16 protein-coding genes and 8 pseudogenes are annotated in these 23575 nt (G+C 68.6%); 22 read left to right on the forward strand and 2 right to left on the reverse strand.

All coding sequences use genetic code 11. The annotated features are described in order from the left end of the window. Positions 1-2: 2 nt before the first annotated feature. The 9 genes and pseudogenes from ACHMWU_RS14335 to ettA all read left to right on the forward strand — a co-directional run bounded on the left by ACHMWU_RS14335 (position 3) and on the right by ettA (position 8801). Positions 3-926 (forward strand): ABC transporter ATP-binding protein, encoded by a 924-nt coding sequence (locus ACHMWU_RS14335; protein WP_396044673.1) that lies wholly within the window; start codon positions 3-5, stop codon positions 924-926. Continuing rightward, positions 923-1732 (forward strand): ABC transporter permease, encoded by an 810-nt coding sequence (locus ACHMWU_RS14340; protein WP_396044675.1) that lies wholly within the window; start codon positions 923-925, stop codon positions 1730-1732. Before ACHMWU_RS14335 ends, ACHMWU_RS14340 begins: the two co-directional genes overlap by 4 nt. A gap of 93 nt (positions 1733-1825) precedes the next feature. Further along, on the forward strand, positions 1826-3100 hold the full coding sequence (locus ACHMWU_RS14345) for a PrsW family intramembrane metalloprotease (RefSeq protein WP_396044677.1): 1275 nt from the start codon (positions 1826-1828) through the stop codon (positions 3098-3100). Between the two features lie 30 nt (positions 3101-3130). Then, positions 3131-4849, forward strand: a complete 1719-nt coding sequence (locus tag ACHMWU_RS14350; RefSeq protein WP_396044679.1) for a dynamin family protein — start codon at positions 3131-3133, stop codon at positions 4847-4849. Further along, positions 4846-5922: a GTPase family protein gene (locus ACHMWU_RS14355; protein ID WP_396044681.1), complete on the forward strand. Its 1077-nt coding sequence runs from the start codon at positions 4846-4848 to the stop codon at positions 5920-5922. The genes ACHMWU_RS14350 and ACHMWU_RS14355 overlap by 4 nt, the downstream gene beginning before the upstream one ends. Continuing rightward, positions 5882-6514, forward strand: a complete 633-nt coding sequence (locus ACHMWU_RS14360; RefSeq protein WP_396044683.1) for a hypothetical protein — start codon at positions 5882-5884, stop codon at positions 6512-6514. Before ACHMWU_RS14355 ends, ACHMWU_RS14360 begins: the two co-directional genes overlap by 41 nt. A gap of 114 nt (positions 6515-6628) precedes the next feature. Further along, positions 6629-6916, forward strand: coding sequence for a single-stranded DNA-binding protein (locus ACHMWU_RS14365; RefSeq protein ID WP_396044685.1), 288 nt, complete (start codon positions 6629-6631; stop codon positions 6914-6916). Further along, complete coding sequence (locus ACHMWU_RS14370; protein ID WP_396044687.1) at positions 6861-7079, forward strand: hypothetical protein; 219 nt, start codon at positions 6861-6863, stop codon at positions 7077-7079. Before ACHMWU_RS14365 ends, ACHMWU_RS14370 begins: the two co-directional genes overlap by 56 nt. A gap of 42 nt (positions 7080-7121) precedes the next feature. Further along, positions 7122-8801, forward strand: a pseudogene (gene ettA / locus ACHMWU_RS14375) (energy-dependent translational throttle protein EttA). A gap of 96 nt (positions 8802-8897) precedes the next feature. On the opposite strand, the gene ACHMWU_RS14380 reads toward ettA, so the two are convergent. Further along, complete coding sequence (locus tag ACHMWU_RS14380) at positions 8898-9371, reverse strand: MarR family winged helix-turn-helix transcriptional regulator (protein WP_396044689.1); 474 nt, start codon at positions 9369-9371, stop codon at positions 8898-8900. Between the two features lie 98 nt (positions 9372-9469). On the opposite strand from ACHMWU_RS14380, the gene ACHMWU_RS14385 reads away from it, so the two are divergent. Next, positions 9470-10006 carry a YceI family protein gene (locus tag ACHMWU_RS14385; protein ID WP_396044692.1) on the forward strand — a complete coding sequence of 179 codons (537 nt, stop codon included), beginning with the start codon at positions 9470-9472 and terminating at the stop codon, positions 10004-10006. A gap of 6 nt (positions 10007-10012) precedes the next feature. Here the strand turns inward: ACHMWU_RS14385 and ACHMWU_RS14390 are convergent, their stop codons facing one another. Continuing rightward, positions 10013-10588, reverse strand: coding sequence for a TetR/AcrR family transcriptional regulator (locus ACHMWU_RS14390; protein WP_396044694.1), 576 nt, complete (start codon positions 10586-10588; stop codon positions 10013-10015). Between the two features lie 104 nt (positions 10589-10692). Here ACHMWU_RS14390 and ACHMWU_RS14395 point away from each other — a divergent pair, with 104 nt between their 5' ends. From ACHMWU_RS14395 to ACHMWU_RS14450, 12 genes and pseudogenes are all read left to right on the forward strand, one after another. After that, positions 10693-11838, forward strand: a complete 1146-nt coding sequence (locus ACHMWU_RS14395; RefSeq protein ID WP_396044696.1) for an acyl-CoA dehydrogenase family protein — start codon at positions 10693-10695, stop codon at positions 11836-11838. A 47-nt stretch (positions 11839-11885) separates the two neighbouring features. Next, positions 11886-13102, forward strand: a pseudogene (locus ACHMWU_RS14400) (acetyl-CoA C-acetyltransferase). A 96-nt stretch (positions 13103-13198) separates the two neighbouring features. Then, positions 13199-13561, forward strand: a pseudogene (locus tag ACHMWU_RS14405) (SDR family NAD(P)-dependent oxidoreductase); the annotation flags it as partial. Positions 13562-13644: 83 nt separating this feature from the next. Next, positions 13645-13854, forward strand: coding sequence for an SDR family oxidoreductase (locus ACHMWU_RS14410; protein WP_396044698.1), 210 nt, complete (start codon positions 13645-13647; stop codon positions 13852-13854). A gap of 838 nt (positions 13855-14692) precedes the next feature. Further along, a pseudogene (locus tag ACHMWU_RS14415) lies at positions 14693-14836 on the forward strand (hypothetical protein); the annotation flags it as partial. Positions 14837-15672: 836 nt separating this feature from the next. Continuing rightward, positions 15673-17058 (forward strand): annotated as a pseudogene (locus ACHMWU_RS14420) (fatty acid synthase subunit beta domain-containing protein); the annotation flags it as partial. A 595-nt stretch (positions 17059-17653) separates the two neighbouring features. Then, positions 17654-17839 (forward strand): annotated as a pseudogene (locus tag ACHMWU_RS14425) (MaoC/PaaZ C-terminal domain-containing protein); the annotation flags it as partial. A gap of 45 nt (positions 17840-17884) precedes the next feature. Next, positions 17885-21493 (forward strand): acyltransferase domain-containing protein, encoded by a 3609-nt coding sequence (locus ACHMWU_RS14430; RefSeq protein WP_396046766.1) that lies wholly within the window; start codon positions 17885-17887, stop codon positions 21491-21493. Next, positions 21466-22233: pseudogene (locus ACHMWU_RS14435) on the forward strand (beta-ketoacyl synthase N-terminal-like domain-containing protein); the annotation flags it as partial. The gene ACHMWU_RS14430 and the pseudogene ACHMWU_RS14435, both read left to right, overlap by 28 nt. A gap of 353 nt (positions 22234-22586) precedes the next feature. After that, positions 22587-22637: pseudogene (locus ACHMWU_RS14440) on the forward strand (hypothetical protein); the annotation flags it as partial. Positions 22638-22736: 99 nt separating this feature from the next. Then, a complete protein-coding gene (locus ACHMWU_RS14445) occupies positions 22737-23084 on the forward strand; it encodes a hypothetical protein (protein WP_396044700.1) in 348 nt (115 codons plus the stop codon). Then, positions 23081-23470: a holo-ACP synthase gene (locus ACHMWU_RS14450; protein ID WP_396044702.1), complete on the forward strand. Its 390-nt coding sequence runs from the start codon at positions 23081-23083 to the stop codon at positions 23468-23470. Before ACHMWU_RS14445 ends, ACHMWU_RS14450 begins: the two co-directional genes overlap by 4 nt. Positions 23471-23575: the final 105 nt, after the last annotated feature.

Genomic DNA, 23575 nt, shown 5'->3' on the forward strand with positions numbered 1-23575 from the left:
CCATGATCACAGTCGAATCCCTCAGCAAGACGTACGGCGCCTTCACCGCCGTCGACGACATCACGTTCGCGGCCCGTCCCGGCCGGGTCACGGGCTTCCTCGGACCGAACGGCGCCGGCAAGTCCACGTCGATGCGCGTCATGGTCGGCCTGACAGCGCCGACGTCCGGGCAGGTCACGGTGTGCGGCCGCCGGTTCGGTGAGCTTCCCAACCCCGGCCTCGAGGTCGGGGTCCTGCTCGACGCCGCGGCGCAGCACGCGGGACGGACCGGGCGCGAGATCCTGACGATCGCGCAGCGCACGATGGGACTTCCCCGGTCGCGGGTCGACGAGATGCTCGACACCGTGAGCCTGACGTCCAGCGAGGCAGACCGACGGGTCCGCAACTACTCGCTCGGCATGCGGCAACGTCTCGGCATCGCGACCGCCCTCCTCGGCCAGCCCGAGGTGCTGATCCTGGACGAGCCGGCCAACGGGCTCGACCCGGCCGGCATCCGGTGGATGCGCGACCTGCTGCGCAACTACGCCGACGACGGAGCCACCGTGCTCCTGTCGTCGCACCTGCTGCACGAGATCGAGGTCGTGGCCGATGACCTGGTCGTGATCGGCAACGGGCGGATCGTGGCGCAGGGCAGCAAGGCCGAGCTGCTGGCGTCGGCCGGCACGCTCGTGCGGACCAATGACGCGCCCACGCTGGCGCGGGCTCTTGGCGAGTCCGGGATCACGTTCACCGAGAGCGCCGCGACAGGGGGAGACGGAGCGCTCCGCGTCGAGGCGGACGCCGAGCTGGTCGGCAAGGTCGCCCTCGACGCCCGGGTCGCACTCCTCGAGCTGCGACCCGCCGAAGGGGCCGGACTTGAGGAGATGTTCCTCGAGCTCACCGCCGACAACCAGCGAGAGACCATCACCCAAGGAGCAGCAGCATGACCACGATCGCCACCCCACCTGCGCAGGCCGACCGGCGGCCCGCCCGCGCCGTGCCGCGGCCCATCCCGTTCACCCGGCTCATGGCTGTCGAGCTGCGCAAGTGCTTCGACACCCGCGCCGGCTTCTGGCTCATGGCCAGCATCGGCATCGTGGCGCTGCTCGCGACGGTGGCTGTCCTGCTCTGGGCGCCGGACTCCGAGCAGACGTACTCGACGTTCGCGACGACGCTCGGCTTCCCGATGACCATCATCCTGCCGATGGTCGCGGTGCTGTCGGTGACGAGCGAGTGGACGCAGCGCAGCGGCCTGACGACGTTCACCTTGGTGCCCCGTCGCGGACGGGTGATCGGTGCGAAGGCTGCCGTCGCGGTCGGCATCGCGATCGTGTCGATGCTGCTCGCCGCCCTGATCGGGGTCGGCGGGACGATCATCGGTTCAGCGATCCTCGGCATCGACCCCTCCTGGGACATCGGCGTGGTCGACCTGACGAACATCGTCATCGGCCAGGTCCTCGGGATGCTCGTGGGCTTCATGCTGGGCGTCGTGATCCGTGCTGCGGCTCCGGCGATCGTGGCCTACTTCGTCTACGCCTTCGTCCTGCCGACCCTCACCGAGCTGCTGGCGTCGACGCAGGACTGGTTCGACGAGGTGCGCCCCTGGGTCGACTTCAACTACGCGCAGAGTGCGCTGTTCAACGGCTCGCTCTCGGCCACGGAGTGGTCGCACCTGGCGGTCACCGGGGCCGTCTGGCTCGCCGCGCCCCTGGCGCTCGGTCTCTGGTCGCTGATGCGCTCCGAGGTCAAGTAGCCACGACTCGCAGGCCCCCGACCGGTATCGACCGGTCGGGGGCCTGCTTCTGCCTGGCTGCCGTCACGGGTCGGATGCCCTAGCATCTGACGGGTGACAGACGTGACGACGAGCCAGGTCCCCGCCACGCTGCCCAAGTACCGCGACGCGCTCAGGCAGCGTGGTCGCACCGTGCTGACGCTCGGATTCATCGTCATCGCGCTCGCGGGCGTCGTCGGGGTCACGCTGATGTCGTTGCAGGCCGACGACGCCGAGGGCACCGGGCTCTCGCTGTTCTACGCGATGCTGCCGTTGCCGCTGCTGTGGTTCGTCTTCTGGTGGCTCGACCGCTACGAGCCCGAGCCGCGTCGCTACAAGTTCGCGGCATTCGTCTGGGGCGGTGTCGTGGCCGTCGCGATCGCCTTGGCCCTGGAGGTCTGGGCCGCGGATGCCTTCGACCTCGCCGACGAGCAGGTCGCCACGTTCGTCGCGCCCCTGGTCGAGGAATCCGCCAAGTGCCTGTTCCTCCTGCTGACGTTCCTGCGGGCACGCCGCGTCATCGACGGAGTGCTGGACGGCATGATCTACGCCGGTCTCGTCGGCATCGGCTTCGCCTTCGTCGAGAACATCGGCTACTACGTCAGCAACTACACCTCGTCGACCGACTTCGAGCTGGCCGGAGCACAAGGTGCCACGACGACGTTCATCGTCCGCGGGATCTTCAGCCCGTTCGCGCACCCGCTGTTCACGGCGGCGTTCGGCATCGCTCTGGGGGTGGCTGTGTCGCGCAGGTCAAAAGTCGTCAAGGTGCTGCTCGGCGTCGTGGGGCTCGCGGGCAGCATCGGCCTGCACATGCTCTGGAACGGCTCGTTGAGCTACGGGCCCCGACAGCGGCATGGCGTTCGTCCTGGCTTACTTCGTGATGGCGGGCCTGCTGATCGCCGCGGCGCTGCTGGCGATCTTCGTCCGGGTGCGGCAGGTGAAGATCCTCGAGCAGTCACTGGGCTACGTCGCCCAGCGCGGCTGGATCTACCCCGCCGAGATCCCGTACCTCTCCAACTTCGGCTACCGCAAGGCTGCACGGCGCTATGCCAGGCGCCAGCACGGCAAGGTCGCGGGCAAGATCGTGGCGCGATACCAGCAGCATGCGACCGAGATGGCGTTCTTGCACGACTCCCTCATGAACCGGCGTACCAAGCCCCACGGCGTCGAACGGACCTACGCGCTGCTCGATGCGATGTACGCTCTGCGTCCAGGCCTCAGGTTCCCTCCGGCCCTGCAGAACACATACCGACCCAGGTGAGTGTGACGACGTGCGAGCCGAGGCCACGAACGGACTGGCTGTCGACTAATCTGAGTCCAACGAAGCCGCACCCATGTGGTCAGTGAGTTTCCACCAGTCGACGAGAGGAGCAGCCCGTGCCTAGCGATCACGCTTCGGCCGAGCTCCTCGCGGGCTTGAGCTCTCTGCTCGTGACGGTGCGCGACGCCGACCTGAACCTCGACGTCCAGGGTGTCGACGACGTGCGTCGCACCCGAGCCGAGATCGCCGATCAGCTGTCCGACTACGTGCTTCCGCGCCTCGTGCAGCTCGAGGCGCCGTTGCTCGCCGTCGTGGGCGGATCGACAGGTGCCGGCAAGTCGACGCTGGTCAACTCGCTGGTCGGAGAGCCGGTCACCGAGTCCGGTGTGCTGCGGCCCACGACGAGGTCGCCGGTGCTGGTGCACCACCCCGACGACGCCGAGTGGTTCCAGCCCGACCGCATCCTGCCCGACCTCGAACGCACGTTGGTGGTCGGCAACGACTCCTACGGCCTGCGGCTCGCGTCCACGACCAAGATCCCGCAGGGACTCGCGATCCTCGACGCGCCCGACGTCGACTCGATCGACCAGGGCAACCGCGAGCTCGCCGCCCAGCTCCTGGCTGCTGCCGACCTGTGGCTGTTCGTCACGTCGGCCGCCCGCTACGCCGACCAGGTGCCGTGGGACTACCTGCGGCAGGCGGCCGAGCGAAGCACGTCGGTCGCCGTCGTGCTCGACCGCACGAGCGATGACGCGGTGCTCGAGGTGCGTGGTCACCTCGCCCGCATGATGACCTCGCGCGGTTTGTCCGACTCGCCGCTGTTCACGGTCCCCGAGGCGGGGCTCGATGCCGACGGTCTGCTGCCGGCCGAAGCCGTCGCGCCGATGGTCGGCTGGCTGCACGAGCTCGCAGCTGACCCCAAGGCCCGCCACATGGTCGTCAACCGCACCCTCGACGGCGCCGTGCGGCACCTGGTGATGCGGACGCACGACGTGGCCGATGCCCTCGACGAGCAGATCGCGGCCATCGAGCAGCTGCGTGACGAGGCGCAGAAGACGCAGCAGGCCTCGCTCGACGAGTTCGAGGCGCAGACGTCCGACGGCACCCTGCTGCACGGCGAGATCGCCGCGAGCTGGCGCGAGTTCGTCGGCACGGGCGAGTTGCTGAAGTCGGTCGAGGACAAGGTCAGCCGGATCCGCGGCCGCTTCGTCGAAGGCATGACGGGCAAGCGGACTCGTTCGAACGAGGTCGTCGACGCCATCGAGTCCGGTGTGCGGCTGCTGGTCGTCGAGCACGCTGAGTCCACGGCCGAGAAGACCGCGCGAGCATGGGGTGCCACCCCGGCCGGACGCCACCTGCTCGACACGAACCGTGGGCTCGAGCGGGCATCGACCGATCTGCGGGTCAAGGCCGATCGGGTCGTGCACGACTGGCGGCAGGCAGTCCTCGAGCTGGTTCGCACCGAGGGTGCCGACAAGCGGATGACCGCTCGGTTCCTGGCGTTCGGGGTCAACGGGATCGCCGTGGCGCTGATGGTCACGGTGTTCTCCCGCTCAGCCGAGCCGACCGCCGGTGGTGGCACCGCGGCCCTCGGCCGCGAGCTTCTCGACGCGGTCTTCGGCGACGAGGTCGTCGACGGGCTCGTCGACCAGGCCCAAGCCGATCTGACCTCCCGCGTGACGACACTGTTCGCCGCCGAGCAGAAGAGATTCTTCACCTTGCTGGCGTCGCCGGACGATCTGCTGGCCCAACAAGCTGCGGTGCGCGAATCCGCGCGCCAGACCGAATACGCTCGACACGTCGAGTTCCTGAACGAAGAAGAGAAGAAGACATGACAGTCCCCGTCAACGCCGCCGAGGCTGTGTTCGACGGCGGTCCCAGCTTCGATGGTGGTCCGAGCGACGTCGCCACACGTCTCGACGGGCTGAAGCAGGCGGTCGAGGCCAGCCGTGGCCGCATCGACGACGAGATCTTGGCCCCGGCCGAGATGCTGTCCTCGCGGGCTGCCGAGCGGCTGACCCTGTCGGGCGAGCACACGATCGTCGCCCTGGCCGGCGCCACCGGATCGGGCAAGTCCTCGCTGTTCAACTCGTTGACCGATCTCGAGCTCGCTGGGGTAGGGGTCCGCCGCCCGACGACGTCGTGGGCGCTGGCCTGCGCCTGGGGACCTGATGGAGCGAACGGGCTGCTGGAGTGGATGGGCATTCCCGCCCGGCACCAGGTCTCCCGCATGAGCATGCTCGATCACTCGTCCGAAGACACCAAGCTCGACGGACTCGTCCTGCTCGACCTGCCCGATCACGACTCGACCGAGGTCTCGCACCACCTCGAGATGGATCGGCTGATCAAGTACGCCGATCTCCTGGTGTGGGTGCTCGATCCGCAGAAGTATGCCGATGCGGCGATCCACGACCGCTACATCCGGCCCATGGCCGGGTACAGCGACGTCACCCTGGTCGTGCTCAACCAGATCGACCGCATCCCGTTCGAGCAGCGTGAGCGTGCCCTGGCCGACGTCCGCCGGATCCTGGCCGAAGAGGGGCTGCCCGACGTCCCGGTCATCGGGGTCTCGGCGACCCGGGGTGACGGTGTCGACGACCTCAAGCGCGAGCTGGCCACCCGCATCCGGGCCAAGGCCTCGGCCAAGGATCGACTCGCCTCCGACATCGCCGCCGCCGCAGACGTCATGGCGCAGGTCGGCGGAACGGCCGACGCCCCGGGCATCAGCCCTGTCGACCGCCAGGCGCTCGACGACGCACTGGTCGAGTGCGCCGGCGTCCCGCAGTTCGTCGCGGCCATCTCCGCATCGTCTGAGCGTCGCGCTGCGCTGCGCACTGGCTGGCCGATTACCCGGTGGCTGGGGTCGGTTGCGCAAGTCGTCGCTCGACGATCTCGAGCTCGGAGATGACCTCTCCCTCGACGCGCTGGCCCGCTCAGCGGTGCCCGAGTCCGGCAAGGTGCAACGCGCTCAGGCCGAGCTTGCGATCCGTGACGCTGCCGAGAAGGCAGCAGTCGGTCTCGAACGCCCGTGGCGTGACGCCGTTCGCGACGCCTCGCACCCCGGCGGGGTCGACATCGTCGACGAGCTCGACCAGGCCATCTCGGCCACGAGCGTCGACGCCGGACAGGCATCTGGCTGGTGGAGGGTCGTGCAGGCGCTGCAGGTCCTGGCCGTCATCGCGCTGATCGGCGGACTGGCCTGGTGGGCCTTGCAGGGCGTCGCCGAGCTGGCCTCGTTCGAGCTGCCCGACCTCGGGCAGGTCGCCGGAGTGCCCACTGCGGCGGTCGTCGCCGGTGGTGCACTGGTGTTCGGCATCGTGGCGGCAGTCCTGTCGCGAGTCGGGGCCCGCATCGGCGGCCAGCGCAAGGCCGCCCGTGCCGATCGTGATCTGCGCGCGGCGATCCAGAAGGTCACCGACGAGCGGGTCATCGCGCCGATCCAGGCCGAGCTCGACTCCTACCGCCGCTATCGCACAGGTGTGCTCGCCGCGTTGAAGTAGACCCTGTCCACAGGCTGAGGTGGGCCCGTCGTCGTCCACAGGTCGGTGCGCGGGACTGGGTCGGACGGGTTCGCGGGGGCGAGGCTGGAGGTCCTGACCTCAAAGGAGCCTGCCATGACCAACGACAACATCTTGACCTTCCACGGACACGTCGGCACCCCCGTCGAGCTGCGCGAGGGAGCCAACGTCCCGTGGGTGCTGTTCCGCGTCGCGTCGACCCCGAGCTTCTGGGACCAGGCCAGCCGGTCGTGGCGTGACCTGCCGACGACCTGGATGTCCGTCAAGGCATTTCGCCAGCTTCGCCCAGAATGCCGCCGACTCGTTGCAGGTCGGCGACCCGGTCGTGGTGACCGGACGTCTGCGCACCGAGACGTGGGCGACCAAGGAGGGCGAGGAGCGTGAGAGCACCGTGCTCGAGGCGACGCTGATCGCCCACGACCTCACGCGCGGTGTCACCCGGTTCCGCAAGGTCGAGCGTCAGCAGCAGGTGCCCACGACCGGTGACGGCACGGCGGAGGCACTCGCCGAGCTCGAGAGCCAGCGGGCTGAGGTTCCAGCCGCCTGACCGCCGTGGGCAGGTCGGGAGCCTCTCGTTAGTCTTGACCGCATGGCCGAATACGTCTTTACACTCCGCAACGTCCGCATGAAGCTGGGCGAGAAGCCGTCCTCGACGACGTCACGCTCTCGTTCCTGCACGGTGCCAAGATCGGCGTGGTCGGCCCCAACGGCACGGGCAAGTCGACGCTGTTCAAGATCATGGCCGGCATGGTCCAGCCCAACAACGGCGACGCGACCAAGGACCCCGAGGCATCGGTCGGCATCCTGTTGCAGGAGCCGCCGCTGACCGAGGGCAAGACGGTCCTCGAGAACGTCGAGGAGGCCGTGGCCGAGATCAAGGGCAAGCTCGACCGGTTCAACCAGATCAGCGTCGAGCTGGCCGAGCCCGATGCCGACTACGACACCCTGCTGCCCGAGATGGGCGACCTGCAGACTGATCTCGATCACGCCAACGCCTGGGATCTCGACTCTCGCCTGGCTCAGGCGATGGACGCCCTGCGGTGCCCGCCGCCCGACGAGCTCGTCGACCACCTGTCGGGAGGTGAGCGTCGCCGCGTGGCGCTGTGCAAGCTGCTGCTCGAGCAGCCCGACCTGCTGCTGCTCGACGAGCCCACCAACCACCTCGATGCCGAGAGCGTCCTGTGGCTCGAGCAGCACCTCGCGACGTATCCCGGAGCCGTGCTGGCGATCACCCACGACCGGTACTTCCTCGACAACGTCGCCGAGTGGATCCTCGAGCCGACCGCGGCAAGACCCACCCGTACGAGGGCAACTACTCGACGTACCTCGAGACCAAGCAGCAGCGTCTCGTCGTCGAGGGCAAGAAGGACGCCAAGCGCGCCAAGATCTTGGCCGAGGAGCTCGAGTGGGTGCGGTCCAACGCCAAGGCGCGCCAGGTCAAGAACCAGGCACGTCTGAGCCGTTACGAAGAGATGGCTGCCGAGGCCGAGCGTGGCCGCAAGCTCGACTTCGAGGAGATCAACATCCCGGCCGGCCCGCGCCTGGGCGATGTCGTGCTGAACGCCAAGGACCTGCACAAGAGCTTCGGTGACCGTCGCTGTTCGACGGGCTGACCTTCGACCTGCCGCGCGCCGGAATCGTCGGCGTCGTCGGCCCCAACGGTGTCGGCAAGTCGACGCTGTTCCGGATGATCGTGGGGGAGGAGAAGCCTGACAGCGGCACCCTCGAGGTCGGTCAGACGGTCAAGATCTCCTATGTCGACCAGAGCCGTGGCGGCATCGACGACAACCTCAACATCTGGCAGCTGGTCTCCGGCGAGCTCGACTTCATCAAGGTCGCCAACTACGAGGTGCCGAGCCGTGCGTACGTCGCGTCGTTCGGCTTCAAGGGCCCAGATCAGCAGAAGCAGGTCAAGGTCTTGTCAGGTGGTGAGCGCAACCGCCTCAACCTGGCGCTGACGCTCAAGATGGGCGGCAACCTGCTGCTGCTCGATGAGCCCACCAACGACCTCGACGTCGAGACGCTGCAGTCGCTCGAAGACGCGTTGCTCGACTTCCCGGGCTGTGCCGTCGTGGTCTCGCACGACCGGTGGTACCTCGACCGGGTCGCGACGCACATCCTGGCGTGGGAGGGCAACGCCGACAACCCGGCCAACTGGTTCTGGTTCGAGGGCAACTTCGCCGACTACGAGGTCAACAAGGTCGCACGTCTGGGCGAGGAAGCCGCACGTCCTCACAGCGTCACCTACCGCAAGCTGACCCGCGACTGACCCCCGCTGGCGAGGTACTTCTCGCCCGCCGACGAGGCACCTACTGTCCGACCAGGTCGGACGTAGGTGCCTTTTTCGGCCTTCTTGGCGTTGCGCTCAGAACTTCTTGCCCTGCAGATGGTCTTGGACCTTGTCCATGATCCGTCCGAGGGCTTCGAGATCTTGCGGGTCGGCATTCTCGATGAGGTAGTCGTTGACGCCGCGGACGTGGGTGTGCGCGGCCTGCTCGAGCACGCTGAAGCCGTGGTCGGTCAGCACGGCGGAGACTCCCCGTCCGTCGTCGGAGCACTGGCCTCGCTGGACGATGCCTTCGCGTTCGAGGCGGGCGATCGTGTGGGTGACCCGGCTGCGCGAGTGTGCGACGGCGTCGGCGAGCTCGGCCATGCGGATGGCACGGTCGGGAGCCTCGGACAACCGGACCAGGATCTCGTACTCCGGCATCGACAGGCCGTGCTGATTGCGCAGGTCGCGGTCGAGTCGATCGGTGAGCACGGTCGTTCCACCCAGGAACGCACGCCAGATGCGCTGCTGCTTGGTGGTGAGCCAGGGGGTCTCGGTGCCGCTGTCCATGTGATCCATCCTACTGGTCCGTAGGGTTGATTGAAAGTTCAACCACGTGTTAGAGTCTATCTAGTTGATGGATCAACGACAAACTTCAAGGAGACACCATGAGCAACATCACCGCAGGCACCTGGAACCTCGACCCGACCCACACCGAGGTCGGCTTCACCGTCCGCCACCTGATGAGCAAGGTCCGCGGCAAGTTCGAGACCTTCGAGGGCGTCCTCGTCACCGCTGACGACATCACCGCCTCCTCGGTCAACGTCTCGGTCGACCTGAGCTCGATCAACACCGGCACCGCCGATCGTGACGCGCACCTGCGCTCGGGCGACTTCTTCGGCGTCGACACCTACCCGACGCTGACCTTCACCTCGACCGGCGTCGTCGACAAGGGTGACAACGAGTTCGTCGTCACCGGCGACCTGAAGATCAAGGACGTCACCAAGTCGGTCGAGCTCGCTGTCGACTTCCTCGGTGAGGGTGGCGACCCGTGGGGCGGAACCCGCGTCGGCGTCGAGGCCACCACGACCATCAGCCGCAAGGAGTTCGGCATCGACTTCAACATCCCCGTCGGTGGCGACACCGTCATGATCGGCGACAAGATCACGATCAACATCGTCGCCGAGGCCGTGCTGCAGGCCTGATCTGCCTCAGGTGCGGGCGGTCATCCGCACGGCAAGCTTCGCGTGCAGCTCGGCGAGCTCGTGACTCGAGCGTGAGCCGCCCGGCCTGAACCAACGCACCAGATCGACCCCCAGGGACAGCAGCGAGAACGCTGTGCCGGGAACGTCATCTGCCTCCAGGACGCCCTGGTCGACACCGTCGGCCAGGGCGTCCTGCATCGTCTTCTCGATGCTTCGGCGGAACACCGCGACCTCAGCCCGGTGCTCGGGGCTCAGCGCGTGGTACTCGTACTGCACGATGCGTCCGACTCGGCTGTTGTCGGCGTGCCACAGGCTGAACTCGTACACCATGGTGCGCAGCCGATCGACCGGATCGGTGCTGGAGGCTGCAGCGGTCGTGATGACGTCGAGAGCCTTGCGGTGGCCGTCGAGGCTCACCGTGAACAGCAGGCTCTCCTTGGAGTTGTGGTGGACGTACACGGCCGCCGGGCTCATGCCGGCGCGGGAGGCGATGTCGCGGGTCGTGGTCGCGGCGAAGCCCTTCTCGGCGAATGCCTCGACGGCCGCGTTGAGCAGCCGTTCTCGTGCCGTGACGGTCGTCATGATGTTGCCTCCTTAGGTTGACAGCATGGCGGAGGAGCGGCACGCTAAGCAAGCGCTTAGCAAGCGTTTCCTTCGACGTTCTCAACTCCGAGGCAGGACCGATCATGAAGCGGACGATCTTCGACGACGATCACGAGGCGTTCCGCGCCTCGTGTGCGGCCTTCCTGGCCAAGCACGTCACCCCGCACCTCGAGCAGTACCTCGACGACAAGGCGCTGCCCCGTGACTTCTGGCTCGCCGCCGGGGCTGAGGGATTCCTCGGGCTCGAGATCCCCGAGGAGTTCGGCGGGTCCGACGCCGGCGACTACCGGTTCAATGCGGTCTGGGGCGAAAAGCTCGCCAAGATCAACGCTGCACTCAACTCGTGCGTCGCGATCCACGGCGACATCGCCGTCCCCTACATCGTCGACCTCGGCACCGACGAGCAGAAGCAGCGCTGGCTGCCGGGCTGCGCCTCCGGCGAGATCCTCACCGCGATCGGCATGACCGAGCCAGGCGGCGGATCCGATCTCGCCGCCCTGCGCACGACCGCGGTCCGCGATGGCGACACGTGGGTCATCAACGGCTCCAAGACGTTCATCACCAACGGGTTCTCGGCAGACCTGATCGTCACCGCAGTGCGCACGTCGCCCGAGAAGGGTGCCAAGGGCATCAGCCTGTTCGGCATCGAGGCCACCGATCCGGGATTCAGCCGCGGTCGCAAGCTCGACAAGGTCGGGCAGGGCGAGGCCGATACCGCCGAGCTGTTCTTCGAGAACGTCCGCCTCGGCGACGACCGGCTGATCGGCGAGGTCGACATGGGCTTCATCTACATGATGCAGCGGCTCCCGCAGGAGCGGCTCAGTTGCGCGGCGGCCAATGTCGCGCACGCCAAGCAGATCCTTTCCGAGACGATCCAGTACTGCCACGACCGCAAGGCCTTCGGCCAGGCGATCGGCAGCCTGCAGCACAACAAGTTCCTGCTCGCCGAGCTCGTGACCCAGATCGAGGTCGCCGAGGCATACGTCGACCAGGCCGTGCTCGCCCACACGAGCGGTGAGGCCACCGCGATCGACGCGGCCAAGGCCAAGTGGTGGTCGTCGCAGGTGCAGAACGAGGTGCTCGACCACTGCGTCCAGCTGCACGGCGGCTACGGGTTCATGAACGAGTACCGGGTCGCCCGCGCCTGGCGCGACGCCCGCGTCACCAAGATCTGGGCCGGGTCCAACGAGATCATGAAAGAGCTCATCGGTCGCGACCTCGGCTTCTAGCCCCAGCTGTTCGAAGAATTGTCACCATCGGAAAGAAGTGAGAAATTATGCCCGAAGCAGTGATCGTCTTACCGCCCGCTCGCCGATCGGCCGTGCCGTCAAGGGTTCGCTGAAGGACATGCGTCCTGACGACCTGACGGTGCAGATGGTCCAGGCTGCGCTGGCGAAGGTTCCCGGACTCGATCCGCGGGACATCACCGATCTGCACCTGGGCAACGGCCAGCCGGCCGGCGAGGCGGGGCACAACCTCGCCCGTGCCGTGGCGGTGCTGTCGGGTCTCGACCACCTGCCGGGCGTGACGGTCAACCGCTACTGCTCGTCATCGCTGCAGACGACCCGGATGGCGTTCCACGCGATCAAGGCCGGCGAGGGCGATGCCTTCATCTCGGCCGGAGTCGAGACCGTCAGCCGTTTCGGCAACGGCTTCGCCGACGTCCCGGGCTCGGAGAATCCGCTGTTCGCCGACGCCATCGCGCGCACGGCCAAGCGGGCCGAGGGCGGAGCGGCGACGTGGACCGATCCGCGCGAGAGCGGTGAGCTGCCTGATCTGTACATCGCGATGGGTCAGACTGCTGAGAACGTCGCCCAGCACCTGGGCATGAGCCGCCAGGAGCAGGACGAGTTCGGCGTGCGTAGCCAGAACCTCGCTGAGCAGGGGATTGCCAACGGCTTCTGGGCCAAGGACATCACTCCTGTCACGTTGCCCGACGGCACCGTCGTCAGCACTGACGACGGCCCGCGTGCGGGCGTGACGCTGGAGGGCATCAGCGGCCTCAAGCCGGTGTTCCGGCCCGACGGCACCATCACGGCCGGCAACTGCTGTCCGCTCAACGACGGCGCTGCGGCCGTGGTCATCATGAGCGACACCAAGGCCAAGGAGCTGGGGCTGACGCCGCTGGCCCGCATCGTGTCGACCGCCGTGACCGGTCTGTCGCCCGAGATCATGGGCCTCGGCCCGGTCGAGGCGATCCCGGCAGCGCTGCGCAACGCGGGCATGGGCATCGACGACATCGACCTGTACGAGATCAACGAGGCGTTCGCCGTCCAGGCGTGGGGCTCGGCCAAGGTGCTCGGCATCCCGATGGACAAGCTCAACGTCAACGGTGGAGCGATCGCCGTTGGTCACCCCTTCGGCATGACCGGTGCGCGCATCACGAGCACGCTGATCAACTCGCTGCAGCACCACGACAAGCAGTTCGGTGTCGAGTCGATGTGCGTCGGTGGCGGCATGGGCATGGCCATGGTCCTGGAGCGCCTCTCGTGAGCGGTCGGTTCGACGGCAAGGTCGCGATCATCACCGGCGCCAGCCGGGGGGATCGGCTTCGCGATCGCCGAGCGGTTCGTCGCCGACGGCGGTCGCGTGTGCATCACGGCGCGCAAGCCCGACGCGCTGGCGGAGGCGGTCGCGGCTCTCGGTGGTCCTGAGAAGGCGATCTTCGTCGCGGGTGCCGCTGACGACGCCGATCACCAGGACGAGGTCATCGCGACCACGATCGAGACCTTCGGCGGCCTGGACTTCCTGGTCAACAACACCGGCATCAACCCGGCGTACGGGAAGATGATCGACATCGACCTGGAGATCGCGAACAAGATCTTCCGGGTCAATGTCGTCGCGGCGATCGGCTGGGCGCAGAAGGTCTGCCGCGCGTCCTTGGCCGAGAATGGCGGCGCGATCGTCAACATCGCGTCGGTCGCGGGTCAGCGTCCGGCTCCGGGCATCGGCACGTACGGTGCCTCGAAGGCTGCGCTGATCCACGTGACGCAGGAGCTCGCGGTCGAGCCGGACCGAACATCCGGGTCAACGCGGTGGCTCCGGCGGTCGTCAAGACGAAGTTCGCCGAGGCGCTGTACGAGGGGCGCGAGGACGAGGTCTCGGCGCCGTACCCGCTCAAGCGGCTGGGTGTTCCGGACGACATCGGTTCGGTCGTCACGTTCCTGCTGTCCGAGGACGCCGGCTGGATGACGGGCCAGACGCTGACGATCGACGGGGGAGTCCTCCTCGGCGGAGGCGTCTGAACCCCCCCACGCTGACGAGGCACTTATTGCCCCACGACGAGCGGCTTGTCGCCCTGACAAGTCCCTCCTCGAAGGGCGGTAAGTGCCTCGTCGGCGTTGGGGGGGGGTGACTTACGCCACAGCGAAAACCTGAGGTTTCCCTCGCGTTAAAGTTGAGGAAGTCCTCATGTTTTGCGAAGATGGAGGTACCGACCGTCGATCCAGCGACGGCAGTACCGAGGGATACCACGTGACGACGATCGACACCACGCCTGCGACGACTCAGACCACCGAACGACGCGGAGCGCTCGTCGACCGCATTCTTGCTGGCACGCCGTACGCGATCGCCTTCGGCGGTCAGGGTGCACCGTGGCTGGAGCCGCTGTCAGGCCTGATCCGTGACTTCGCCCTCGACGCCGAGCTCGAAGCGCTCGTCGAGCAGGCCGAAGAACGCATCGCCGCCGTCTCGACCGGCTGGCCCGTGTCGGCGTGGTGTTCACCCCCATGGCCTGGGCCGATGTGCTCGCCTCGGCGGAGTCCGCCGATGACGAGGACGCCCCCGCACTGCCGACTTCCGAGGTGCTGGATACACCCGGAACGTCGGTCCCCCGGCATCTTGCTGGCGCAGCTCGCCGGCATCCGCGCACTGCGCCGCCAGGGCATCGACCCCCAGACCGTCGCCCCGGCAGCGGTCATCGGCCACTCGCAGGGCTACCTCGCGACGCAGTCGCTGGCAGGCGTCCCCGACGTCGAGCTGCTGGCCACCGCACGCCTGATCGGCGCTGCCGCCCAGCTCGTCGGACGTCGCCGCGGACTGCTCGGCCAGACGATGCTGAGCGTCTCCAACGTCGCGCCCGACATGATCGACGAGATCCTCGCCGAACTGCCCGCATCGCTGCGCGTCGTCTCACGCCTGCGCAACGGACGCCGCAGCGTCGTGCTGTCCGGTCCGGCTGACAGCCTCACGATCGTCCAGGCTCGTTTCGCCGAGATCGCCGCTGCCGAGAAGGCCGAGCGCGACCGCAAGACGACCGGCGGAACACCGTTCGCCCCGGTCGTCGAGCCCCTGCCGGCCCTGCTCGCCTTCCACCACCCCGACCTGGCCGAGGCCGCCGATCTCGTCGCGACCTGGGCAGCAGCGTGCGGACTGGACGCTGACCGCGCCCGCACGCTCACGATGCGTTCGATCGTCGACCCCGTCGACTGGATCAGCTCGCTCGAGAGCGCCATGGACGCTGGCGCGTCGTGGATCCTCGACCTCGGCCCCGGCGACATCGCTGCCCGCCTCTCGGCGCGTGAGCTGCGCGTCCGTGGAGCCAGCATCATCGCCACGACGACCCGTCGAGGCCACCGTGAGCTCACCGCCGCGGGCGCCGCGCCGCGTCCCGCGACGCCCTGGTCCGCGTACGAGCCGACCGTCGTCACGCTGCCGGACGGCACGCTGCACGCCGAGACCCGTTTCACCCGGTTGACCGGCAAGTCGCCGATCCTGCTGGCTGGCATGACGCCGACGACGGTCGATCCCAAGATCGTCGCCGCCGCAGCCAACGCTGGCTTCTGGGCCGAGCTCGCCGGTGGCGGACAGGTCACCGAAGAGATCTTCGCCGATCACGTCGCCGAGCTCGACGGCTTGCTGACGCCCGGCAGCACCTACCAGTTCAACTCGCTGTTCCTTGACCCGTACCTGTGGAAGCTGCAGCTGGGCCAGAAGCGTCTCGTGCAGCGTGCGCGCGCCGCCGGTTCACCGGTCGATGCGGTCATCGTGACGGCGGGCATCCCCGAGCTCGATGAGGCTGTCGCGCTCGTCGAAGGCTGCGCGAGGCCTCGATCACGCACGTCGTGTTCAAGCCCGGCACTGTCAAGCAGATCCGCCAGGTCATCGCTATCGCCAAGGCCGTCGCTCCGACGCCCACGATCGTCCAGATCGAGGGCGGCAAGGCTGGCGGCCACCACTCGTGGGAAGAGCTCGACGACCTGCTCCTCGCGACGTACGGCGAGCTGCGTGCGCTCGACAACGTCGTCGTGTGCGTCGGCGGCGGAATCGGCACCCCCGAGGTCGCCTCGGCCTACCTCACCGGCGAGTGGGCGCGTCGTCACGGCTTCCCGCTCATGCCGCTCGACGGCATCCTGGTCGGCACCGCCGCCATGGCGGCGCTCGAAGCCACCACGTCCCCCGCGGTCAAGCAGCTGCTCGTCGACACCCGCGGCACCGGCTCGTGGGTCGGCGCGGGTTCGGCCAAGGGCGGCATGGCGTCCGGACGCAGCCAGCTCGGCGCAGACATCCACGAGATCGACAACACCGCATCGCGCACGGGCCGTCTGCTCGACGAGGTCGCGGGCAACGCCGAGGCTGTCGAGGCCCGTCGCGACGAGATCATCGAGGCGCTGAACCGCACCGCCAAGCCCTACTTCGGCGACGTCGCCACCATGACGTACGGGCAGTGGCTGACTCGTTTCGTCGAGCTGTCGGGAACGCCGACCTGGCTCGACGTGTCGCTGCGCAACCGCTTCCACGCGATGCTGCAGCGCGCTGAGGCGCGTCTCAGCGATGCTGACCGCGGCGAGATCCCGACCCTGTTCGCCGATGCGTCCGCAGTTGAGGGTGGGGCTCTGGCCCTGGAGAAGCTGTCGGAGGCCTACCCGGGTGCCTCGGAAACCGTCCTGCACCCCGCCGACATCCTGTTCTTCGTCGACCAGTGCCGTACCCCCGGCAAGCCGGTCAACTTCGTGCCGGTGCTCGACCAGGACGTGCGTCGCTGGTGGCGCTCGGACTCCCTGTGGCAGGCGCACGACCCGCGCTACACCGCCGATGAGGTCTGCATCATCCCCGGCACCGTCTCGGTCGCCGGTATCGAGCGCGTCGACGAGCCGGTCGCCGAGCTGTTGCGCCGGTTCGAGGACGCCACGATCGATGGCCTGCTGGCCGCAGGACGTTCGCCGCAGCGAGTCGCAGGACGCCGTCGCGTCGACGACGCCGGCGAGGTGCTGTCGCTCGTGCTGGCCTCGCCCGATCTCGTCTGGGCCGGCCGCACTGTCCGTAACCCCGTCCACCGGCTGGGCGACGGCTGGGTCATCGTCGACGCACAGCGCGCCGAGCACCCCGAGACGGGTGCCGTGCTCGCGCAGGTCGACGGCCACACCGCCGAGCTGACTGTCCCGATGGCACGTCCGCTGACGCTGCGCATCACGGTCGACGGCTCGGTCCTCACCGGCGCGGCTCCGGTCGTGGCGACTGACAGCGCCGTCGGCGCGATGAGCACGCTGCTCGCCGGTGCGGCTGGGGGAGACGTGCCTGTCGTCAACGCGGGACGCGCCAGCGTCGCCGTCGACTGGGATCCCGACCTGGTTGCCGACCACGCGGGTGTGACGGGCGCCTCCGTGCCGGTCCATCCCGTTCCTGACGTCCTGGTCGGACTGGCCTGGCCGTCGGTGTTCGCCGTGATCGGCGACGCGACGACCGCAGACGGCGTGCCCGTCATCGAAGGCATGCTCGACCTGGTCCACCTCGATCACGCGATCTCGTTGACCCGTGACCTCCCGCTCGCGCCGTCGAGCCTCGTCATCACGGCGGACGTCGAGTCGATCGAGGACACCGACTTCGGTCGGGGTCGTCTCGGTCGACGTGACGGTCTCGTCGGCCGACGGCGACGTCGCGAACCTGCGCGAACGTTTCGCGATCCGGGGACGCACCGGTGCCGGCACCCTCGCCGACCCGGTCCGCGCAGGCGGTGCGCTCGGCGACGACATCCGCGACACGCCGCGCAAGTCCCGTGGCAGCGCGACGCTCGTCGCTCCCAGCGACCTGCGCGCCTTCGCCGCCGTGACCGGCGACCACAACCCGATCCACACCAACGTCGCGGCAGCACGCCTCGCCGGGCTCGGAGCCCCGATCGTCCACGGCATGTGGATCTCGGCCGCGGCCCAGCAGGTCGTGAGCGACCGCCGCATCACGGGCTGGACGACGCGTTTCATGTCGCCGCTCGCACCGGGTGCCACCGTCTCGATCTCAGCCGATCGGGTCGGTCTCGACGCGGGCGCCGAGGTCGTCGACGTGACGGTTCGTTCAGGTGGAGACGTCGTCATGTCGGCGACGGCCCGCCTCGAGGCGCCGCGCACCGCGTACGCGTTCCCGGGCCAGGGCATCCAGCACAAGGGCATGGGCATGGCCGCCTACCAGCGTTCGAAGGCCGCCCGGGAGATCTGGGACCGGGCCGACGCGCACACCCGCGAAGCACTCGGTTTCTCGATCCTGACGGTCGTCCGCGACAACCCGACGACTCTCGTGACACGTGGCGTCACCCACAAGCACCCTGATGGCGTGCTGTTCCTGACCCAGTTCACCCAGGTCGCCATGGCCGTCCTGGGCGCCGCCCAGATGGCTGAGCTGCGCGAGTCGGGCAACTTCGTCGAAGGCTCGATCCTGGCCGGTCACTCGGTCGGCGAGTACAACGCGCTCGCCGCAGTCTCCGGCGTCATCCCGCTGGAGGCCGTCGTCGAGGTCGTGTTCCAGCGTGGCTCGGTCATGCACGGGCTCGTCCCGCGCGACGCGGCCGGCCGCAGCAACTACCGCCTCGCCGCGATCCGTCCCTCGCAGATCGGCCTGAACGACAGCAACGTCACCGCGTTCGTCGACGGTGTCGCCGCTGAGACGGGTGAGTTCCTGCAGATCGTCAACTACAACCTCAAGGACTCGCAGTACGCGATCGCCGGCACCGTCAAGGGACTCGAGGTCCTGGAGAAGCGGGTCAACAAGCGTCGCGAGGAGTTCAACGGCAAGGGTGCGTTCATCCTGGTTCCGGGCATCGACGTGCCATTCCACTCCACGGTGCTGCACGGCGGCGTTCCCGACTTCCGCGATCGTCTGACCGAGCTGCTGCCGGTCACGATCGACCCGGCGATCCTCGCCGGCCGGTACGTGCCGAACCTGGTGCCGCGCCCGTTCACGCTGGAGCGTGCCTTCTTGCAGGAGATCGCCGATCTCGTGCCGTCCGAGCCGCTCAACGCGGTGCTGGCCGACTACGCGTCGTGGGCGAGCCGTCCCGGTGAGCTGTGCCGGGTCGTCCTGATCCAGCTGCTGGCCTGGCAGTTCGCGAGCCCGGTGCGCTGGATCGAGACGCAGGACCTGTTCTTCACCCCCGTCGAGGACGGCGGACTCGGTGTCGAGCGCTTCATCGAGATCGGCGTCGGACAGTCGCCGACCGTCGCCAACCTGGCGTCGTCGACGCTCAAGCTGCCGGGACGGATCGGTCCCGCGGTGCAGGTGCTCAACTTCGAGCGTGACAACGCCGCGGTGTTCTCCTCCGACGAGGAGCAGGTCGCCGTCGAGGAGGACGAGACCCCGTCCGCTGCGCCCGTCGAATCGGCCTCGGCTCCGTCGGCAGCCCCGGCGGCCGTCGCCAGCAGCAGCGGTCCGCGGCCCGCAGACCTGTCGTTCGACGCAGCCGACGCCACCAAGGTGCTGATCGCCTGGTGGACCAAGATGCGTCTCGACCAGATCGGCGCGGCCGACTCGATCGAGTCGCTGTGCGATGGCGCGTCCTCGCGCCGCAACCAGCTGCTCGTCGACCTCGGCGGCGAGCTCGGCCTCGGTGCGATCGACGGGGCAGCCGACGCTGACATCCCCTCTCTGTCGGCTCAGGTCAAGGGCCTGGCCCGCGGCTACAAGCCGTTCGGCCCGGTGCTGACCGAGGCGCTCGGCGACCACCTCAAGAAGATCCTCGGCCCCACTGGCAAGCGCCAGGCGGCGATCGCCGAACGCGTCACGGACGTCTGGGCTGCGGGCCCCGGCTGGGCCAGCCACGTCCTGACCGAGCTGGCGATGTCGACCCGTGACGGTTCCAGCATCCGAGGCGGGGCGTACGGTGCGCTGACGATCGCGTCCGGAGCCGACGTCGACGCCGCGGTGGACGCCAGCGTCCAGGCCGTCGGTGCACGGCAGGGAGTCGCCGTCGACATGCCGGCATCCGGTGGGGGAGAAGCCACGATCGACGCGGCCGCCCTCGGCGAGTTCACCGCGCAGATCACCGGTCCCGACGGTGTGCTCGCCTCGTCGGCACGCCTCGTCCTCGACCAGCTCGGCCTCACCGAGACGCCGACCGTCGTCGAGCCCGATGCCGCCGACGCCGAGGTGCTCGCCCGAGTCGAGGCCGAGCTCGGCAGCGACTGGGCCAAGCTCACTGCGCCGGCCTTCAACGAGCAGCACGCGGTGCTGTTCGACGACCGCTGGGCCAGCGCACGCGAGGACCTGGCCCGTCTGGCCGTGGGTCAGACCGTGGACGTCTCCTTTGTCGGAGCAGGCCGGGTCGTCGCCGCCCAGGCACAGTGGTGGTCGACGCACGTCGACGACACCGTGCTGGCGGACCGCTTCCGCCAGATCGCTTCCGACGCACTCAGCACGTCGACGGGCCAGTGGTCCGACGAGCTCGCAGTCGTGACCGGCGCCAGCAAGGGCTCGATCGCTGCTGGTATCGCCGGTCAGCTGCTGGCGGGCGGCGCGACGGTCGTCGCGACGACCTCCGGCATGGGACCGGCCAAGCTGGCCTTCTTCAAGGGCTGTACCGCACGCACGCCGTCAACGGCGCAGCCCTCTGGGTCGTCCCGGCCAACATGGCTTCGTTCTCCGACGTCGACTCGCTGTCGGACTGGATCAGCTCTCGAGCAGACCCAGACCCGTGCAGGTGTCACGACGGTGCTGAAGCCGGCCATGACGCCGACGCTGCTGTTCCCCTTCGCCGCCGGCCCGGTAGCCGGTGACCTGCGCGACGTGGGCAGCCGCACCGAGGTCGACATGCGCATCCTGCTGTGGTCAGTCGAGCGCCTGATCAGTGCGCTGTCGGCGCACGGACAGGATCACGACATCGACGCCAAGCTGCACGTCGTCCTGCCGGGCTCGCCCAACCGGGGCATGTTCGGCGGCGACGGCGGCTACGGCGAGGCCAAGTCGGCGCTCGACGCGCTGGTCACCCGCTGGTCGGCCGAGCGCACGTGGGGCGAGCGGGTCACGCTCGCTCACACGATCATCGGCTGGGTGCGCGGCACCGGCCTGATGGGTGCCAACGACCCGCTGATCGAGGCCGTCGAGGCTGCTGGTGTCCGTACGTGGACGCCGCAGGACATGGCCGCTGCGCTGCTCGACACGTGCTCGACGGCGTCACGCGTCGCCGCGCTCGACGAGCCGCTGACGGTCGACCTGACCGGTGGTCTGGGCGGCACGCGCATCGACATGAAGGCACTGGCCGAGGGCATCGAACGTCCTGCGGCACCCGCCAAGGACGAGACCCCGACGATCGCGGCGCTGGCTCCCTCGCCGGCGCAGCTCGACCGGGTCGAAGAGCTCGACTGGGCGCCGATCGACACCCGCCCCGAAGACCTCGTGGTCATCGTCGGTGCTGGCGGCTCGGCCCGTACGGCTCGGCCCGCACCCGGTTCGAGGTCGAGGTCTCCGACGAGCTGTCGGCCGCCGGCGTCCTCGAGCTGGCCTGGTCGACCGGTCTGGTCAGCTGGGACACCGCCGGTGGCGGCTGGTTCGACACCGCGACGCAGGAGAAGGTCGACGAGGCCGATCTGGTCGAGCGGTACGAGGAGACCGTCCGCGAGGCGGTCGGCATCCGCCGCTACGTCGACGAGGGCTCGATGGTCGACAACGCGGCTCCGCTGCTGACGTCGGTCTTCCTCGACAAGGACCTGACGTTCACGGTCGGCAACGAGGCCGAGGCGCGCGCACTGCGCGATGCCGATCCCGAGCGCACCGTCATCGCGGCCACGGCCGACGGTGACTGGTCGGTGACCCGCAAGGCCGGCACGGAGATCCGTGTGCCGCGCCGCATGCAGCTGACCCGCACGGTTGGCGGTCAGATCCCGACCGGCTTCGATCCCACGGTGTGGGGCGTCCCGGCCGAGATGGTCGAGTCGATCGACCGGGTCGCGCTGTGGAACCTGATCTGCACCGTCGATGCGTTCTTGTCGAGCGGCTTCACGCCGTCCGAGCTGATGAAGTGGGTCCACCCCGCGCTCGTCGCCAACACGCAGGGCACCGGCATGGGCGGCATGCAATCGATGCAGTCGCTCTACATCGACACGCTCCTGGGCGAGGCCAAGGCCAACGACATCCTGCAGGAGGCGCTGCCCAACGTCATCGCGGCGCACGTCGTGCAGTCGTACGTCGGCTCCTACGGCGCGATGGTCCACCCCGTGGCCGCCTGCGCCACGACGGCCGTCTCGGTCGAGGAGGGCGTCGACAAGATCCGTCTCGGCAAGGCGCAGTTCGTCGTGTCGGGTGGATTCGACGACCTGAGCGTCGAGGGCATCGTGGGCTTCGCCGACATGTCCGCCACCGCCGACTCGGGTGCCATGAAGGCCAAGGGGCTCGAGGACAAGTACTTCAGCCGCGGCAACGACCGTCGCTACGGCGGCTTCGTCGAGTCGCAGGGCGGCGGCACGATCCTGCTGGCCCGCGGCGACGTCGCGGCGGCCATGGGCCTGCCGGTGCTGGGTGTCGTGGCGTACGCCGGTTCGTTCGCCGACGGCGTCCACACGTCGATCCCTGCGCCGGGCATCGGTGCACTGGCCGCAGGTCTCGGTGGACGTGACTCCGCGCTGGCCCGTGGTCTGGCCCAGGTCGGCCTGACGGCCGATGACGTCGCGGTGCTGTCGAAGCACGACACGTCGACGGGTGTCAACGAGCGCAACGAGTCCGGCTGCACGAACGTCTTGCTGCGGCGATCGGTCGAAGCGACGGCAACCCGCTGTTCGTCATCTCGCAGAAGACCCTTACAGGTCACGCGAAGGGCGGCGCTGCGGCGTTCCAGATCATCGGGCTGTGCCAGGTGCTCGCAGGCGGTGTCGTGCCGCCCAACCGCAGCCTCGACTGCGTCATGGACGATCTGGCCGAGCACGAGCACCTCGTGTGGCTGCGTGAGCCGCTCGCGACGGGTGCGTTGAAGGCTGGGCTCGTCACGAGCCTCGGCTTCGGTCACGTCGCCGGTCTGCTCGCGATCGTCCACCCCCAAGCATTCCTCGCAACCTTGCCCGCTGCGGACCGTGACGAGTACGCCCAGCGTGCTCAGGCCCGCAGCATCGAGGGCCGGATGCGGCTCGTCCAGGCGATGTACGGGGGCCGCTCCCTGTACGAACGTCCGGCGGACCGTCGTCTCGGCAGCGAGGGAGTGCGGACCCGGGAGGCAGGAATGCTCCTGGATCCGCAGGCACGACTCGGGGAGGACGGCGCCTACTTCGGTGCTGCCTGCCAGTGACGATCCTCGGTGTCGGTGTCGATCTGGTCCACGTTCCCTCGTTCGCGGACCAGCTGGAGCGACCCGGTACCGGTTTCGAAACGGTGTTTCTTCCCGGAGAAAGAAGTGATGCGCGGAGTCATCCCTCCGACTCCGCGCGTCACTTCGCCGCCCGCTGGGCGGTCAAGGAGGCCGTGATCAAGGCGTGGTCGTCGTCGTTGTACGGCGAGGCCCCCGTGATGGACGAGAACGTCCACCACCTGATCGAGCTCGTCAAGGACGCGTGGGGGCGTCCGCGCGTCCGCCTGCACGGCGAGGTCGCGAAGCACCTGGCCGGGTGCACCATCGACGTGTCGGTGAGCCACGACGGTGACTACGCGACCGCCTACGTCGTCCTCCACCGCTGACGAGGTAGTTCTGGCCCCTCGAAGAGGTGGTAGTTGCCCGACGGGGTCTCCTCATGGGCAGAAAGTACCTCGCCATGGGGCAATAAGTGCCTCGTCAGCGTTAGG

It is taken from the genome of Aeromicrobium sp. UC242_57, assembly GCF_044452305.1.
Taxonomy (GTDB): Bacteria; Actinomycetota; Actinomycetes; order Propionibacteriales; family Nocardioidaceae; genus Aeromicrobium.

Bases quoted from the DNA above. Each gene is read 5' to 3' on its own strand.
- ACHMWU_RS14335 (WP_396044673.1), top strand. From the start codon at position 3: ATGATCACAGTCGAATCCCTCAGCAAGACGTACGGCGCCTTCACCGCC.
- ACHMWU_RS14340 (WP_396044675.1), top strand. From the start codon at position 923: ATGACCACGATCGCCACCCCACCTGCGCAGGCCGACCGGCGGCCCGCC.
- ACHMWU_RS14355 (WP_396044681.1), top strand. From the start codon at position 4,846: ATGACAGTCCCCGTCAACGCCGCCGAGGCTGTGTTCGACGGCGGTCCC.
- ACHMWU_RS14365 (WP_396044685.1), top strand. From the start codon at position 6,629: ATGACCAACGACAACATCTTGACCTTCCACGGACACGTCGGCACCCCC.
- ACHMWU_RS14380 (WP_396044689.1), bottom strand. From the start codon at position 9,371: ATGGACAGCGGCACCGAGACCCCCTGGCTCACCACCAAGCAGCAGCGC.
- ACHMWU_RS14385 (WP_396044692.1), top strand. From the start codon at position 9,470: ATGAGCAACATCACCGCAGGCACCTGGAACCTCGACCCGACCCACACC.
- ACHMWU_RS14390 (WP_396044694.1), bottom strand. From the start codon at position 10,588: ATGACGACCGTCACGGCACGAGAACGGCTGCTCAACGCGGCCGTCGAG.
- ACHMWU_RS14395 (WP_396044696.1), top strand. From the start codon at position 10,693: ATGAAGCGGACGATCTTCGACGACGATCACGAGGCGTTCCGCGCCTCG.